Genomic DNA, 15,869 nt, shown 5'->3' on the forward strand with positions numbered 1-15,869 from the left:
CGAACATGCCCGCCCGCTTTCAGCGCATAAGGGACACCCAATAAAAACACGGCTGAAAAGAGATGCCACTCCATTTCTTGGAACGCGATGGAGACATCATTAAATGCGTAACGCATCACCACGTCATAGACAACGTTGGCAAGCAATAAGATAAAAAGAATACTGGATAGCCAGCCTAGAAAGTCACCAAAGCGATTAAAAATACGCTCGACATAGATAAGACTTCTCATTCCCTACTCCATGGAATTTTGAAAGCGTGTTGCAAGCTAGGCTTACAACACTTTGATTACACTCGATATACGCTCTGTTTTAGGCTCAGAATCTAGTGAGTGAGGTTTCTTGGGCTTGCGCCGAGACAAGCTCGGCGCTTAGGTTATTGCTGTTATTGTGCCGAGCTGTTGAGGTAGGCACGGGTAGAAATGTCTGTCCAAGAACGCACTTGCTGCATATAAGCCGCTTGTGACTCTTGAATTTCCTTCGCAAGCGCATCTTCATCCGCGTGTTGCTTAAGAAGTCGATCGTTCGCTTCGCGTAGCGCCGTCATCACTTCCGCTGGGAAATCTTTAACTTGAACATTTGGGTATTCAGTTTTGATAGATACCCAGTTTTTGCCACTTTCATGCTTAGATTGGGTGTACATATCATACGCAGCTGTCTTCATCGCGACTTGCAAGATCGCTTTCAGATCATCTGGCAATTTTTCCCAAGTACGCTTGTTGACAAGGAACTGCAGCTCAGTTGCTGGCTCGTGCCAACCTGTGTAGTAGTATGGCGCGATTTTGTGGAAGCCCATACGTAGGTCAAGAGATGGACCTACCCACTCCAGCGCATCAATGGTGCGGCGCTCTAGCGAGGTATAGAGTTCACCCGGTGCGATATTGGTTGGTTTCGCACCTAGCTCCGCAAGGATTTCGCCTGCAAAGCCCGGGATACGCATTTTAAGACCTTGCAAGTCTTCCACTGAGTTGATCTCTTTTTGGAACCAGCCGCCCATCTGTACGTCTGTGTTACCGCCAGGGAACGACATCAAATTGTGTGGCGAATACACTTTTTCCATCAGTTCCATACCACCGCCGTAGTAGAACCAAGCGTATTGCTCTGTGGGCAGCATGCCGAATGGCATTGAGGTGAAGTACAAGGTGTTTGGCACTTTGCCTTTCCAGTAATACGACGCGGAGTGGCCCATGTCGTATTGGCCCGATTTCACCATATCAAACACGCCAAGCGGCGCTTTGTGTTTGTTGGCAGAATCAATACGGATTTGCAGGCGGCCGTTCGACATTTCTTCCGCCATTTTCGCCATGTTCTTCGTCGCGTCACCAAAAATCGGGAAGTTTGGTCCCCAAGTTTCGGCCAGTTTCAGACGATAGACTTTTTCCGCTGCGTTTGCTGAGGTCGCCGCAACCGCAAGCGCCGCAGCCATCGCGGTCCCTTTCAGTACTCGTTTCAACGTTTGTTTAATTAGACTCATGTTCACGTCCTTTGTTAGCTGTAGCAACTATCCAGTTACTTTTGTTTCGTTTACAGCTTGGTAGAAAGCTATTGATTATTAAATCAGCGTGAACACGGAGAAAAATTAACAATCCCCGCAAACCTTAGACCAAAGAATTACGTAGTAATACGTAGGATAATTAATACAACAATAGATAAATAACTATTTATCAGCTAGTTATTAACCAGACAGATAAGTAAAAGATCAAGTTATACGTAGTAATTGATGAGTGAAATGAATCAGTAGAAAGATGTGATAATTGTGACAAATGTTAAAAACCGGTTGTTATGCCCAATAAAAACACAAGAGCCTCGACATTCATCGAGGCTCTTGTGTTTGTGCTCACTCACAGAGCACGGCAATACTGAGCGTGCAGATTATATGGCTTTGTAGATAACCTTGTTGCCTGCTAGCTGCTCTTTAACGACGAGATTTTCGTCCAACAGTTTCTTAAGCGCACCCGTCGCCCATGAAGCCGCTTTCGCCTCTTCTTGACCAGCTGCGATGCCGATACCTTTCGGGTTGATGCCTTCACCGTTGGCCAGCACGATGTCTAGCACTTGTTGCTGTTTCGGTGTCAATGCCACGTCCACTGATTTCGCTGCGACGACTTTCTCAGCCGGTTTTTCAGCGGCTACTTTAGGTGCAGGCGCAGCTTTCGCTACCGCTTGAATGTTTGCTACCGTCGCTTTAATGCGTTTTTGCAGTTTCATCTGCACTTTACGCTTATGAGCTAATCTCATTGAATCTGTCTCCGTATCACTGCAGATTCACGAGGAATCGAGCAGCGGTTGAAATTTGAAGCGCGTTTTATACCAAAATTTCCACACTATTTACAGAGTTAGGGCGGCTTTGTGCGCCAAAAATGCGCTATCTACCAAGATCAGACTACAATTTAAACAACGTATAAACTTATCGGTTCTGCTCATCGTAATATTAGAAGTCATTAGATTGTGACCGGAGAGCGACATGGAAACGCAACACCTTGTGAATCAGCCTATCAACCTTGCTTCCCCCTTGTGGCGAGTGTCACTGGCTTCTCTATTGTTGGTGGTGTTTGCAGCGTTAATGTTCTGGGCCCCCGGCTTTAAACCCTTCTTATTGGCGCTGTTCTTGCTCGGATTTTCGCTCTTCGTCGCCTATTGGTTGATTTTAAAAAGTACCGTCAAATACACCCTAACGTCGACCCATTTTCAGCAGCATCTGTTCAAAGGCGGCTGGGTAGTGAAATGGAACAACATCAGCCGCGTTGGTCTGTGTTACTACGATAGCGACGGTTGGCAGCAACCACTGCCTTGGATAGGCATCAAACTCAAACACTACTCGCCCTACCTCACTGGCGTGTGCCCTCGGATAGCGACAGAAATTTTGCTCAGCCAACGTGCACTACTTTACCTTGGCGCAAAACAGCACAAACAAGGAACGCGTTTTGAGGAGATTGTGTTGGACTCGGCCGATTACCACGACGAAGACGGGCAAGCCTTTACTGGTTTGCAAGCGATGCTCGCCAACCGCATGCGCTATCAACGCGCCTACTATGACTATGATATCTTCATCTCTACCCAAGACCTTGATCGCCCTGCCGATGAGTTTGTCGGTCTAATGCGACGTTACCTAGCCGCCGCAGAACCCGAATAGCGACCACAAAAAAGGCCGCATTCGCGACCTTTAGGGGAAGATTCATCAGTACAGCGGCATTTCATCCGCCACAAACGGGTTAGTGCGGCGTTCATGGCCGAAAGTAGATTCCGGTCCGTGACCGGGAACAAAGCGGACCTCATTACCTAGCGGCCACAGTTTTGATTTGATCGAATGAATCAAGGTGTCAAAGTCGCCTTTCGGGAAGTCCGTTCGACCGATGGAGCCGTTAAACAACACATCACCGACAAACGCCAGTTGCGCCGATGAACTGAACAACACCACGTGACCGGGAGTGTGGCCCGGAGTGTGAAGGACATCCAACTTCTGATGACCGAACGTGACCGTATCGCCCTCCTCTAGCCACTCATGAGGTTCAAATGCATTGGTAAGCGGGAAGCCAAACATCTGGCTCTGCCCTTCTAGTCCTTGCAACCAGAAGTTATCGTCTTTGTGTGGGCCGACAATCTCAACACCACCCAACGCGTCAGAAAGAGGCTCTGTGCCGCCGACATGATCGAGATGGCCATGAGTCAATACCAGTTTGACGACGTCGACACCCAACTCTTGGATAAGCGTTGCCAATGACTTCACGTCACCGCCTGGGTCAATGACGATGCCTTTCATGGTTTCATCACACCAGACGATGGAGCAGTTTTGAGAGAAGGAAGTAACAGGGACGACTTGGTATTTGAGTGCCATAATTCAGCCTTGAGTAACAGTTAAACTGGCTGAACTATGACACCACCGGTTTGATTTGACAACCGTTACGCCCAGTAGCGTACCGGCCCAGTGTCGATATGAACAAAGTCGCTACTTGGGTAAAATCCAACGCCGCCCGCTTTGAGCTCTCTAGCGGCATCCCGTACTTTCTTCAAATCCACACCATCGAGGCGAAAATCGATCGCTTGACCAAGCATGTGGTAGCTCTTCTTCGCCACACCACTTGACTGCGCACGCAGCGCTTCATTGGTGGCTGGAGAGCGGTAGCCGGAGACAATCTGCACTTCGGCTTCGACACCGAGCATAGTTTGTATTTTTGAAATTTGGTCAAACAAACGTTTATCCATTGGGTGAACCTCATTACGTCGAAAGTCACGACATAAATGGTTTAAACGTTTGAGCTCATTTTTAACGTACTTAGCACCGTCAAAGTAACAGGTTTCTAATGCTTCTCCAGTATGGAGATTACTCATAGCGAGGACACGTGGCTGCTGGGCTCGTGATGCGAATGCCACCCCGGGTAGACAACTTGCTACAACAATGCCACTGCCTGCCAACTGAATGAAATGTCTGCGTGATAAATCCAAAACTTTGCACCTTCATCAAATGGGGTAGTTATCAAGATGTCAGGACACTACCCGAGTCTAATAATAAGTGCAAATGCATAAAACGTGCACAATCTCAAAAATTTGAGCGGCACGTTTGCTTAGTAATTGAGCTGTCAGGCTATTTTTGTACGTTGATAGAATTGTAAATTTTTGGTCAGCTTAACTTTTTGTGTAACTGGATTTATCGAGGCGGTAAATATCGTCTCGATAGTGGACAATCCCTTCCTCATACCATGCCGTTTGATAAATGATGTAAACCGGAATACGCGTGCGCAGCGCTACGGCCTTGTTCGATACCCATTCACTACGATCGACATCATTGATACTCATGCCTTGCTGAGCAAGAAGCAAGTTGGCGAAGGTGTCCGCATGTTCAACGCGAATACATCCGGAGCTGAACGCTCGCGACGTTTGACTAAATAGACCTTTGCTTGGCGTGTCGTGCAGATAAATCGCGCGCGCGTTGGGGGTATTAAACTTATACAGACCCAAGGCATTGTAACTGCCCGACATCTGCCGCATCCGATAAGGGAAGGACTTAGGTCTCAAGTTCTGCCAGTCTATCTCGCTGGCCGGAATTGTCTCACTTGATCCCCATTTAGGAATGATCTGGATATTGTGTTTAGTCAGATACTCAGGATCGCGTTTCACCTGAGGAATGATGTCCTCGACCATGATTTTCCATGGGATGTTCCAAGTAGGATTGAATATCAAAGAGTCGAGACGAGTTTGCATTACTGGCGTAGGTCGTTTGGTTTTACCCACAATCACTTTGGATTCGAAAACCGTCTGACCGGCATGCCAATAGTGCATATCAAAGCTCGGCACATTGACCAAAATGAGCGTGTCGCGCTGAGCGGGCCACATCCGCATCCGCTCTGCATTGAGTGCGAGAGTTGTCATCCGTGATTCGATCGGTCGGTTTAGCCAGCCGATGGTCTCACTGCCAATAATGCCATCTTGGGTAAGACCATGTAGCGCTTGAAAGCGTTTAATCGCCGGCTCCAGTGTCACGTCGTACCAACTCACATCGCGTCTGACCTCATCTAAGTTAACGCCGACCATCGCCATACGTTCAAGCAACACATCACGATCGGTCAGCGTATCCCCCACCCGCTTTAGACCTTGTTGGGTGTATTTGGGCACATCAATCTTTTGATACTTAAGGAGATCCAGATAGCTATCGACCAATTTTTGGTAGCCTTCGCTGTCGGGGGTGTAGGCTTCAATCAACTCAGCGAGCTGCTGATTGATCACCGCAGATTGAAACGCGAGCCAAGCATCACTGCTCAGCTGAGGTAACGCTGCATTGAGTGAGGCGCCAAAAAACCAATCTTCGCCTTGTGAGCGTGCGTGCTCGGCGTAACTGAGATAAAGCAGCAGTGTGTCAGTGGCGAGGATGTCATACTCATGCCAGCGATTACTCTTACGAAAGAAGGCCAAATAACTGAGTTGACGTGAAAACAGAGGGCTGAATTGCGCTTGCTGGATAACCTCAAGTTGGAACTCAAGTTTGGTGCTTTGTTGCAGATCGAACCAAATCATCTGGTCACTGTTCTGACGATAAGCCTGCTCCACCAGTTGCGGATATTGAACAATCTCATGCACTTGACTGCTACTGTCAATCCAACCGATTTGCTGAAAATGCTCCATGGCTTTGAGTGGGAACGCCATTACTAGGGTTACCCAAACACCGATCATCCATCTCTTCATACGCTCTCTCCGCCGTTTGCTTTTCAGCGTCCATGTGATCAGTATGGCAAAAAATAATGGGCGCGTGTGCACAGTTTATGAGAACGGCCATTAAAAGTGTATGACACTCTATCGCGAATTAATTGAACTATGTGATCCTCGACCAATGGTTGTCCCATTGAACACCCGACTGTTGCCGAGTTTTCACCTTGGGTTGCTCTTGCGAGACCACTTGCCCTGAACCAGAGCTGACCATAAAACGTTGTTGATGAACAACCACACCAGAGGCATCGGCCAGTGCCGACAGTTCCACCAGCTGACCGGTCGCTTTACTCCAAATGCCATAGCAGTTTCCTCTTGGCGAGGTAGCAAGAATCCACTCTTGTGTAGCGGCAATACTGGCAATGTAGTGGTCAAAGCGCGCCCACTCTTCCGGCGCTGCTCGTAACGACACCATCTCTTCACCTGCGCTATGCATAGCCAGCAGTGACGGGGTCGCCTCCGGTTGGCCTCTGTATTGCTGACCGCACAACACGGTTTGATCGCCATCATGGGCGAGATGTCGGATGCTCAAATGCCTATCAGGTAGCGAGACTTGTTCCATCACATAGCCGTTGGCGTCAAGATAACTTAAGCTCGGCTGCATAGTGGCGAGATTCAAAGGTGTCCGCCCATCAGTGTGTACCCCTCCGACACCAATCACCAAGCGGTCATCAGGCATCACGATCACTTCATGCGGCCCAAGACCAAACCCGGTAAACTCTGCCACTTTCTTATAACCCGCCAGCACGTCGTAGACACCGATGATCCCACGGCTAGATCCGCGTTCCCCTTCGGTGGCATAAAGCCACTGTCCATCATTGGAGTAAACGCCATGACCGTAGAAATGACGATCACCTGCTGCAGCGCTTAGAGTGACAACGTCACCGGTATCGTAATCAAACACTAAAAAGTAGTGCCCCGGACGACGCGCAAACGCGACCGCGTGGTGAAGCCTTGCGGATGTCGCGACACCATGCCCACGAGACGGGAGCGCGACTTGACGTATCGGCATGCCAGTGGAATCGGCCACCACCGCGCTAAAGCGATTCGGCCCCGTCATCGCACAACCAATCAAATCGGGCTGCCCGGTATTCTTTTTCGCCGATGCGCACCCCATAGGCATCCAAGGCACTGCGGCGCCGAGCAATGCGGCTTTCAATAGCTGTCGGCGTGTTGAATCAGTCACCATCGGTTGCATTAAATCCTATCACCACACCTAACTCGACAGCCACTTCATCGTGAATGAGATACTTCAGCTGCTCCAACTTATTGTACTGAGCATACGCCTCTCGGTAACCCTCTTTACTCTCAAGCAAAGTAAACAAGCTGTCGTCCTTAGGCCATGTGGTACTGATCAGCTCAAATTGGTTGAGCACGCGATCGGCAAGCTCACTGTGTCCCTCGCGGCGTAAACGTGCATCTAAGCCATTACCGCCTGCCAGATAAAGAGCGTGCATCGCCTCGACGTTCGCATACAGATTGGCCATCGATACTTGCGAGCGCCAAGATTCAGCAAAGTAGCGACGCGGCTGACCAAAATCCGCCAGCGGCAAGGTCATCTTTTTCATACTGAATTCGAGTTGATTGGACAGCAACGCTATGTAATCCGCCAGCCATTGCTCATCGTTCAGCGCTTGCCAAGGGTTGGTTTTCCACGCTTGGTGAATGGTATTGGCATTGTTGGCGAGTGTTTCGGTGATCGCTTGCGCCGTTTGGCAAGTGGTCTGTGAGCTCTCCAGTGTCGAACTGGCGTCATAGAGTAACCATTCCACTGCCCCCAATCCTTGCACCGTAACACTTTGCTGCGCGATCTCTGCTGCGGTCCATGTCGATGTCGTTAATGCGCTCATCTTGCGACCCGTGGTGTTCTTTTTATCTGGCCAGAACTGTAGGTTCCAGCTCTGTTCAAGGGCCTGTACCGGCCCGCGTTCCTGACCTTGGAGCGCCATCCAATCTTGCATCGTGGCTTGCCACTGGGTTTTGAGTGCTGGGTTGTGGTGACCATTTTGGCAATAGTTCACCATCTCACGGTGCAAGGCTTGGGTTGAGTCAGCCAAACGCGCAGCAGCAAGGTATTCCACTTGATAGACACCTTGGCTAACGTGAGACGTGACTTCATAGCCGCTCTCTGACGTCGAGTGAGAGACGCTTTGGCAGCCAGACAAGCTCGCCGCTAAAACAACGGTCGATAGAGTAAAGGGCTTCATAACGTTCCTTATAATGAGTTGAGAAAGGCGACCAACGCCTCACGCTCTTGTTGATTAAATGTCAGTACATGCTGCTTGGCAGGGAGGGCTTCTCCCCCGTGCCACAATACGGCTTCGAGTAAGTTTCGAGCTCTCCCATCGTGGAGGAAGTAGGTATGCCCATTCACTTCTTGGGTATAGCCTATACCCCAAAGCGGCGCGGTACGCCACTCTCGGCCCGTCGCCAAGTATTCGGGCCGATGGTCTGCAAGGCCTTCGCCCATATCATGCAGCAGCAAATCCGTATAAGGGTGAATGCGTTGCCCAGAAAGTGCAGGCAAGCCCTCTCGCTCGGCCGTCACAACGTCCTTTTTATGGCAACTGTCGCAGCCTGCTTGCGCAAACAAAGCCTGTCCCTGCTTCACCTTGGGGTCATTCATATTGCGGCGAATGGGCACCGCTAAGTGCTGAGAGTAGAATTCGACAAAGTCCAAAATATTGTCACTGACTTCCGGTGAGCCGCCGTTGGGCAAGTCACGGCACAGGCTTTGCGCTTGCGTGCAATTCTCTTCTGGGAATAAGCGGCTGGTGAGGCCAACATCGCCGTTAAATGCGGCGGCGTTTTGCTGCATCAAGGTCGGTTGCCCCGCTTTCCAGCCAAAACGACCAATGACATGGGTCTGTTTTTCAATATCCCACACGCGATTAAATTTGCCTGAAATGCCATCTTGATTCTCATCGAGCTCATCGGCCCACTGCACAAGTGTGTCATCGGCGATACTTTCCAGTAGTCCTAGCCCTATCATCGGTGGCGCAATACGCGCTGAGATCTGAGTGTCCGGGTGAAGTGGCCCATAGCCGAGATCCGTCAACTCAACATGAGGTTTACGCAACGTGATGGTGGTGCCATCACTGAAGGTTTCTACATGGTTGGTGTAGGTGATCTTGATTTGCCCTTCCGCTTGCTGATCTTGAATAGCGAAATCTTGCAACTGTGCGCCGTAAGTCGGTTCCGGGATCACGCCATCACGAATGTACACCGCTTTTTGCTCCGCCGTCATCGCTGGGATGCTGAGTCTTATCAGCATTGACACGGCATGCTGGTCGTTCTCTTCTGGTGGATGACCACGACCATCTTTGATGTGACAGTTTTGACAACCGTTGGTATTAAACAGCGGCCCTAGCCCGTCTCTGGCATCGGTTGATGCAGGCGCTTGTACCCAAGGGTTGCGAAAGAAGCTATTACCGACACTGAAATCCAAACGCTTACTCAAGGGTAAATTCGCCGCTGGGAGCGAATACGCATTCGGTCCCTCTTTGTTTACAGAGGTGGCGCCGCCTGACTTAACTTCATACGCATTCGCCATGGGCTGAAAGGCAAAAGCCAGTATGTATAGAGCCAATGAGCGCGAGGGTCTTTTGCGGGATAACGAAAGAGCTGAGTACAACATGATGAAAGGGACTTTTCCTTAAATCTAAACAAGAACTACTATCAAAAACTACTAGGGAATAAAAACAGCAAAAGGGCTCTAAAAAGAGCCCTTGGTTTTGATACCACGATTAAAATTCGTGGTCAGCGGTGTCAGGGTTTAGGTTGGTGATGCCCACAATTTTCGCCGCGCGCTCGATAGAAGCGGTCTGTGCAACCAGAGACATGATCGCTTCATTGACCAAGGCATTACCTTGCGCATTCCCTGATGCGATCAATTGGTCGAAATACTGACCTTGTTCAGCCGATGTGACCAACTCACCCACTTGGGCGCGTGTCACATCAAACTGTTTTTGGATCTCTGCTGCCGCTTGCGCATCTTGCTGCGTCACTAGATCATGCAGACTTGGGCCTGACAATAGTGTGCCATCTTGACGCTTGTAAAGACCGGTATAAACGTTGTAGATACCTTGCTCGTTGTAGTAGTGAGAGTTGTGCGTGTTGTCAGAAAAACAGTCGTGCTCATCTTCTGTTGAGTTGGCTTCTAGCGCGACTTTCATTCGCTCACCCGCCAGTTCACCAAGAGAGAGTGACCCCATTCCAAACAGCATTTTACGCAAACCGTTCTCAGCAGAATCCGCCAGCAGGGCTTCACGGTAGTTGCCTTTTTCATCGGCAGACCACTGCTTTTCCATCCACTCAAGATCTTGGACCAACAAGTCTGCCGCCGCTTGCAAGTATTGACCACGGCGGTCACAGTGACCATTGGTACAACCTTCCCCCACTACGAAATCTGTGTAAGCACGTGCACCCGCACCCGCATTGGTACCGTTTAGATCTTGGCCCCAAAGCAAGAATTCAATCGCATGGTAGCCCGATGCCACGTTCGCTTCTGATCCGCCCACTTCATTCAAGTCCGCAATCAGCTCAGGCGTGATGGTCGACACATCTAAGGTCGTCGCACCGATCTTCAGCTCTGTGTTAGCAACGATGTTGGCCGCCGCGCCCTCATTACCAAGTTCGTATTGATAGTCGCTCGATACGTAGTCAATCAAACCTTCATCCAAAGGCCAGGCATTGAGTTGCCCTTCCCAATCATCAACAACGGTGTTACCAAAACGGAACACTTCCGATTGCTGGTAAGGAACGCGTGACGCGAGCCAGGCTTGTTTCACGGCTTCAAGTTTCGCCGCCGATGGATCAGCCAGAAACGACTCGATAGAGTTGTCGAGTGTTTTGGCCGTGATCAGCGCGTCGGCAAAGACAGCGTGTGCAACATCCGCATAGTGTTCGACCACTTGCGCTTGGGTCACGTTGGCTGCGTACAACGATCCACTCGCCAATACGAGTGATGCAGTAACAGATTGAGCGAATAGAGACTTTACGTTCATGAAAGGGGCATCCTTGTTGAGCTTAACTATTATTTATATTACTAGCGCTAATCATTATCATTTGCACTACTGATGCCGATAATACAAATTTACAATTTTTTTGCAAGCAAGGATTCAGGGCGGATATAAAAAACCTCACAAAAGTGAGGTTTTAATAATTGGTGGGAAATGAGTGTGTTACAGGTTGAGCTTATGCTTACCGTGCGACACTTTCGCCTGTAAGTAACCCTGATTCCCCTCTTTAAGGTGAGCAGAGGTATTGACGACTTCTTGAATCTCTATGCCGTGCTCTTTCAACTCTCGAATTTTCTTAGGGTTGTTGGTGACTAATCGGATAGTCTCTACACCCAGCGCTTTGAGCATTTGAGCCGCTTCAGTAAAGTCGCGCAAGTCATCGCCAAATCCGAGGTGGTTGTTGGCTTCGTAGGTGTTCATTCCTTCACTTTGTAAACGATAGGCGTCTATTTTGTTGTAAAGACCGATTCCCCGCCCCTCTTGACGCAAATACAAAATAATACCGCCGAGCTCACCCATGCGGTTGATGGTTTCGTCCAACTGTTCGCCGCAATCGCAACGAGAGGAATGAAAAACGTCACCGGTCAGGCATTCTGAATGCATGCGAACCAGAGGTGCTTGCTGCGTTTTGTCTGCTTGCTTAAAGATGATCGCGACGTGTTCTTTGTCTGTTTTAAGACCATGAAAAGAAAGGATTTCTGCGTCGATGTTGCTTTGGGCTCCGACTTTAAAATCCACTCTGGCTCTTACTTCCGCCATATGGGTTCTCACTTGCAACTTTCTATTATCATTATACGCGTTCATTGATAGCGCCTTTGCCGTTAACTATGGGGACTCTTACTGTAAAATTCAACGATAAGATCACTTTTGTTATAATATAACAATTTTCTTGTTAAGCAATTACGATAGGCAATAAAATACCCCAATCGATTCACTCAGATTGAGGTTGTCAGTCTTTGGTGGTTTAAATGCAGAGCGTGTGGACTTAGCTTTGTTGGCTCTTCCAGATATTGAGCTCAATCCATCGAGCTTCCAACTCTTTTAATTCCTCTTGGGTAAGCACCGCCAATGAGGACTCTTTATTCGCCGCAGGGGATTGCAGCGCATTCAGCTTAGAGTGAAAGTCTTTTTTCAGTTGTCGGATGATCGCGTCCACTGCTTTTCCTTAACCTTACCTATCGATGATATTTACCTGTGGATGATAATGCACGGTAGCGTCATATTCACACTATAAGTCTCAAACATGATAACAAATTGCGCATATCTTGCATTATGACGTCAGGTAAATGGGAGCGAAGTCACTTTTATTCGCGGTTCAAAATAATCATTTCCCGCTTATGGAAATAAAGCAGTCACCCCGACAAAAGCGGCTGGGCGCCGCGTATTGATTATTTACGACGCCCCAATTTTACTTGGCCGTCATCACTGAACCACAAGGCTTGATCACGGCGGCGGGCGATCAACATCGGGCCGTCATCGTAAAACAAAAAGTTCTTCCAGTGTTTTTTGAAAATAGCCCACTTAGTTTCGATGATGTTGTATTTCTCGTAACAAAAATAGACAGTGACATCATCTTGCCAATTAAGATGCTCAAGGACAGCTTGTGGTAAACTCTCGTCATCACTTTCCCAGTTGGCCATCCAGTCAACACTCTCAGACCAGTTACTGGCTTTCATCGGCCAATCGGATGAGCTAAAGCGCTCTGAATCGGGGCTTTGTGCACTGATGTTCTCTTTCCAGAGCTGCGCAGCTCTAGCTTGTGTCATGGGTTGCAGTTGCACCAAGTCTTCTTCAGGCAATGGCATTGACTGGTGAGTAAAAATCCATTTTCTTTGGTATTCATCCAAAGGTATGTACGACATCAATAGTCCTCTACGTGTTAGTCAGCTTTCAGCCAACCTTTTTTGGTCGCGTCTTCAATCAGGTGTTTGGCTTTGTCCCACAACGCGGTGGAGCCCAACTCAATTTTACGATTCACCGTTAGCGCTTGCTCTCGGCGCACGCCATGCTCCTGCCAACTTTGCCCCTCATTGTGGTAGTTGAGCAACATAGGGATGAGCCTATCGAGCGCCTTGGCGAACTTAGCATCGTCACTTTGGCCTTGTTCAAACTCACACCATAGCTGAAACAGCGCCTCCCCCTGATCGCTAGGAAGCATTGCGAACAGGCGCTGCGCGGCTTTCAGTTCCTTTTCTTCTTGTTCAGCGCTCGCTTTGGCATCATAAACAAAGGTGTCACCGGCATCAATTTCGACAATATCGTGCAGCAGCAGCATTTTCACTACTCGTGCGATGTCGACGGGCTGATTGGCGTGCTCTTGCAGTAGCACCGCCATCAAAGCGACGTGCCAACTGTGCTCTGCGCTGTTTTCTAATCGGCCCTGCGCGCTCTTGACTCGTGTGCGGCGCAAGACGCTTTTCAATTGGTCGAGCTCAATCAGAAGATTAAGCTGCTGTTCTAAGCGTGTCATTCAATTCGCCTTCCAATGTGGATTAATTAACGACGTCAGTTTGTGATCTTCCCACTGACCATTGATCAATAAGTACGCTTTTGCGAAGCCTTCTGCTTCAAACCCCACTCTCTGCAACACCGCTTCGCTCCGTGTGTTTCTTGGCATATAACTGGCGTTGATTCGGTGGAGGTTTTGAATCTCAAACATGTAGTTCACCGCTAAACGCAGTGCTCGGGTCATCACACCTCGTCCTCGCGCGTTTTGACCAAGGGAGTAACCCACCGTGCACGTGTGAGCAGGAAAACGCGAGATATTGCTAAAAGAAATCGTGCCTAGCATCTCGCCAGAATCCGTGTCGAGAATGAGCAGATAATAGCCAAGGCCCATCTTGTGCAGTTCATGCAACTTGATCAGGCGTTGAGTCCAGCCTGAGCAGGTATAAAACGGCGCTTCTCGCTCGGGCTCCCAAGGCTTTAGGTGTTCGCGGTTCGCCACAAAGTAATCACTGATCATCTGACCATCGGTCGGCTCTGCCGTGCGCAGTGTGACATCACCATCGACCTCAAATACGCTGGTGGGGGTACTGATTCGCTTCATCTAGTTTTTTCTGATCCCATACTCGCGCAGTTTATTGGCAATAGAGGTGTGCGAGACGTTGAGGCGTTTGGCCAACTTACGACTCGATGGGAACGACTGATACAAACGCTCTAACACCTGTGATTCATAGTCTTTCATAATGTCATCTAATGAACCGTCTAGATTGATCTTGGCGCTGCTGCCGTGGCTGTTTTCTAGTTGCGGAAGATGGAAAAGATCGACAGTTAACGTGTCGCTTTCCAGTTCCGTCAGCGCTCTAAGGACCATGTTCTCTAGCTGGCGCATATTCCCCGGCCAATGGTAATTGACCAGTTGATCAACCAAACCTTCTTGGAGAGTGGGTTTGTCTACACCCAGCTGCTTCATGTATTTAGCGACAAACAGGTCGAGCAATACCGCGATATCGTTAGTGCGCTCACGCAACGGCGGAATATTGAGGGTAAGGACGTTGAGGCGATAGAACAGGTCTTCACGAAACGCTTTTGACTCCGCTAAATCGGCTAAGTTGTGACGCGTAGAGGCAATCACACGCACATCGACATGCACTTCGTGCTCTTCACCCACTCTGCGGAAGGTGCCATCTTGAAGCAATCGCAGCAGTTTGATCTGCAAATGTGGACTCATTTCACCGATTTCGTCGAGGAACACTGTCCCGCCATTGGCTTGTTCAAAGATCCCTTTGTGGCCTTGTTGATGGTTGAATGAGCCCGGCGCGTGACCAAACAACTCGGTTTCCGCCACATCATCAGGCATCGAGGCACAGCTCAATACCAAAAATGGGTGATCCGCACGATGAGAGCGATTGTGACATGCACGCGCGAGCATCTCTTTGCCGGTGCCGGTTTCGCCTTGAATCAGCAGGGGTTGATCAAGCATAGAGAGTTTCTTCGCTTGGCTGATCAGCGCTTTATGGCGATTGGAAATACCGACAAAATGCTCAAAGCCGAGGTTGTTGTGCAGTGGGAGCGAGTCATCAAACAAGCTCTTCTCTTGAGCTGAGCGAATCATCACCATCGCACTGGCGAGTACAGAGACATTAGTTTCATCGGTAATGTAAACCGGCATGACTTCCATCAAGTAATCCAGCCCACCAATCACGATATTTTCCCGTTGGCGATTGATCTTGCCATCTATCCACTTTGAAAAGTTAAAGTTGGGCAGCAGCGAAGCCACAGGGTGACCCAGCATCTCTTGTGGTTCAAGATTGAACAAGCTCGTCGCCGCATGGTTAGCCATGTCGACATTGCCTTTGAGATCAATGGCCAATACAGGCTCAGGTAGATTGTTCAACAGCGAAATCAGCTCTGTATTGTGGCGCTCCATCGGCATGAACTGAATTTTACGTACGTCGTCGACACCTGAAATGCGGCGTATTTCTGCCATCAGTTCACTGAAGGTGTCAAAGTCGATGTCTGGGCAGTTGAGATAAATGATGCCCGAGATGTCAATTTCGATGCCGCGTAAGTCGATATCCTTAGAGGCAAGGATATCGAGTAGCTCGCGGGTGAGACCAACCCTGTCTTCACATAGTACTTCTAAGCGCACAGATCCGTTCCTAATTTGGGTGTCACGAAAAGTTGACAGAAGTGTCGCCTAAGCCCCGA

Annotated in this window: 17 protein-coding genes; 1 reads left to right on the forward strand and 16 read right to left on the reverse strand. The window is 49.2% G+C overall.

Translation table 11 applies throughout. The features are described from left to right. From AC6R10_RS05460 to AC6R10_RS05470, 3 genes are all read right to left on the reverse strand, one after another. The coding region (locus AC6R10_RS05460; protein WP_500671705.1) for a TRAP transporter small permease subunit at nt 1–230 on the reverse strand (230 nt) is incomplete at its 3' end. 152 nt (nt 231–382) lie between these two features. Then, complete coding sequence (locus AC6R10_RS05465; RefSeq protein WP_487901226.1) at nt 383–1,471, reverse strand: TRAP transporter substrate-binding protein; 1,089 nt, start codon at nt 1,469–1,471, stop codon at nt 383–385. Nucleotides 1,472–1,869: 398 nt separating this feature from the next. Next, nucleotides 1,870–2,235, reverse strand: coding sequence for a MarR family transcriptional regulator (locus AC6R10_RS05470; RefSeq protein WP_334552398.1), 366 nt, complete (start codon nt 2,233–2,235; stop codon nt 1,870–1,872). Between the two features lie 226 nt (nt 2,236–2,461). Between AC6R10_RS05470 and AC6R10_RS05475 the strand changes: the two genes are divergently transcribed. Next, nucleotides 2,462–3,130, forward strand: a complete 669-nt coding sequence (locus AC6R10_RS05475; protein ID WP_487901225.1) for a DUF2982 domain-containing protein — start codon at nt 2,462–2,464, stop codon at nt 3,128–3,130. A 45-nt stretch (nt 3,131–3,175) separates the two neighbouring features. Here the strand turns inward: AC6R10_RS05475 and AC6R10_RS05480 are convergent, their stop codons facing one another. From AC6R10_RS05480 to tyrR, 13 genes are all read right to left on the reverse strand, one after another. Then, a complete protein-coding gene (locus AC6R10_RS05480) occupies nt 3,176–3,832 on the reverse strand; it encodes an MBL fold metallo-hydrolase (protein WP_500671706.1) in 657 nt (218 codons plus the stop codon). 65 nt (nt 3,833–3,897) lie between these two features. Further along, complete coding sequence (gene mepK, locus AC6R10_RS05485) at nt 3,898–4,440, reverse strand: peptidoglycan L,D-endopeptidase MepK (protein ID WP_334552401.1); 543 nt, start codon at nt 4,438–4,440, stop codon at nt 3,898–3,900. A gap of 180 nt (nt 4,441–4,620) precedes the next feature. Next, entirely contained in the window at nt 4,621–6,174 is a 1,554-nt protein-coding gene (locus AC6R10_RS05490; RefSeq protein WP_500671707.1) for a L,D-transpeptidase family protein, read from the reverse strand. Nucleotides 6,175–6,301: 127 nt separating this feature from the next. Next, the gene (locus tag AC6R10_RS05495) at nt 6,302–7,384 is read right to left on the reverse strand and encodes a DUF1513 domain-containing protein (protein WP_500671708.1); all 1,083 of its coding nucleotides are present in this window, start codon (nt 7,382–7,384) and stop codon (nt 6,302–6,304) included. Next, the gene (locus tag AC6R10_RS05500) at nt 7,374–8,402 is read right to left on the reverse strand and encodes an imelysin family protein (RefSeq protein WP_500671709.1); all 1,029 of its coding nucleotides are present in this window, start codon (nt 8,400–8,402) and stop codon (nt 7,374–7,376) included. The genes AC6R10_RS05495 and AC6R10_RS05500 overlap by 11 nt, the downstream gene beginning before the upstream one ends. An 8-nt stretch (nt 8,403–8,410) precedes the next feature. After that, complete coding sequence (locus AC6R10_RS05505; RefSeq protein WP_500672011.1) at nt 8,411–9,748, reverse strand: di-heme oxidoreductase family protein; 1,338 nt, start codon at nt 9,746–9,748, stop codon at nt 8,411–8,413. Between the two features lie 193 nt (nt 9,749–9,941). Further along, nucleotides 9,942–11,201 carry an imelysin family protein gene (locus AC6R10_RS05510; protein WP_500671710.1) on the reverse strand — a complete coding sequence of 420 codons (1,260 nt, stop codon included), beginning with the start codon at nt 11,199–11,201 and terminating at the stop codon, nt 9,942–9,944. A 177-nt stretch (nt 11,202–11,378) separates the two neighbouring features. Next, nucleotides 11,379–12,020: a GTP cyclohydrolase II gene (locus tag AC6R10_RS05515; protein ID WP_420378209.1), complete on the reverse strand. Its 642-nt coding sequence runs from the start codon at nt 12,018–12,020 to the stop codon at nt 11,379–11,381. Nucleotides 12,021–12,201: 181 nt separating this feature from the next. After that, complete coding sequence (locus tag AC6R10_RS05520; protein ID WP_500671711.1) at nt 12,202–12,372, reverse strand: hypothetical protein; 171 nt, start codon at nt 12,370–12,372, stop codon at nt 12,202–12,204. A gap of 232 nt (nt 12,373–12,604) precedes the next feature. Next, nucleotides 12,605–13,078 (reverse strand): DUF2947 domain-containing protein, encoded by a 474-nt coding sequence (locus tag AC6R10_RS05525; protein WP_500671712.1) that lies wholly within the window; start codon nt 13,076–13,078, stop codon nt 12,605–12,607. Between the two features lie 17 nt (nt 13,079–13,095). After that, nucleotides 13,096–13,686: an HD domain-containing protein gene (locus AC6R10_RS05530; RefSeq protein ID WP_500627588.1), complete on the reverse strand. Its 591-nt coding sequence runs from the start codon at nt 13,684–13,686 to the stop codon at nt 13,096–13,098. Then, entirely contained in the window at nt 13,687–14,265 is a 579-nt protein-coding gene (gene rimJ, locus AC6R10_RS05535; protein WP_500671713.1) for a ribosomal protein S5-alanine N-acetyltransferase, read from the reverse strand. Continuing rightward, nucleotides 14,266–15,810 carry a transcriptional regulator TyrR gene (tyrR, locus tag AC6R10_RS05540; RefSeq protein ID WP_487901214.1) on the reverse strand — a complete coding sequence of 515 codons (1,545 nt, stop codon included), beginning with the start codon at nt 15,808–15,810 and terminating at the stop codon, nt 14,266–14,268. Nucleotides 15,811–15,869: the final 59 nt, after the last annotated feature.

This window comes from Vibrio sp. R12-SG2-ISO1, assembly GCF_059834045.1.

Bases quoted from the DNA above. Each gene is read 5' to 3' on its own strand.
- AC6R10_RS05465 (WP_487901226.1), bottom strand. From the start codon at position 1,471: ATGAGTCTAATTAAACAAACGTTGAAACGAGTACTGAAAGGGACCGCG.
- AC6R10_RS05470 (WP_334552398.1), bottom strand. From the start codon at position 2,235: ATGAGATTAGCTCATAAGCGTAAAGTGCAGATGAAACTGCAAAAACGC.
- AC6R10_RS05475 (WP_487901225.1), top strand. From the start codon at position 2,462: ATGGAAACGCAACACCTTGTGAATCAGCCTATCAACCTTGCTTCCCCC.
- AC6R10_RS05480 (WP_500671706.1), bottom strand. From the start codon at position 3,832: ATGGCACTCAAATACCAAGTCGTCCCTGTTACTTCCTTCTCTCAAAAC.
- AC6R10_RS05490 (WP_500671707.1), bottom strand. From the start codon at position 6,174: ATGAAGAGATGGATGATCGGTGTTTGGGTAACCCTAGTAATGGCGTTC.
- AC6R10_RS05495 (WP_500671708.1), bottom strand. From the start codon at position 7,384: ATGGTGACTGATTCAACACGCCGACAGCTATTGAAAGCCGCATTGCTC.
- AC6R10_RS05500 (WP_500671709.1), bottom strand. From the start codon at position 8,402: ATGAAGCCCTTTACTCTATCGACCGTTGTTTTAGCGGCGAGCTTGTCT.
- AC6R10_RS05505 (WP_500672011.1), bottom strand. From the start codon at position 9,748: ATGGCGAATGCGTATGAAGTTAAGTCAGGCGGCGCCACCTCTGTAAAC.
- AC6R10_RS05510 (WP_500671710.1), bottom strand. From the start codon at position 11,201: ATGAACGTAAAGTCTCTATTCGCTCAATCTGTTACTGCATCACTCGTA.
- AC6R10_RS05515 (WP_420378209.1), bottom strand. From the start codon at position 12,020: ATGAACGCGTATAATGATAATAGAAAGTTGCAAGTGAGAACCCATATG.
- AC6R10_RS05525 (WP_500671712.1), bottom strand. From the start codon at position 13,078: ATGTCGTACATACCTTTGGATGAATACCAAAGAAAATGGATTTTTACT.
- AC6R10_RS05530 (WP_500627588.1), bottom strand. From the start codon at position 13,686: ATGACACGCTTAGAACAGCAGCTTAATCTTCTGATTGAGCTCGACCAA.
- rimJ (WP_500671713.1), bottom strand. From the start codon at position 14,265: ATGAAGCGAATCAGTACCCCCACCAGCGTATTTGAGGTCGATGGTGAT.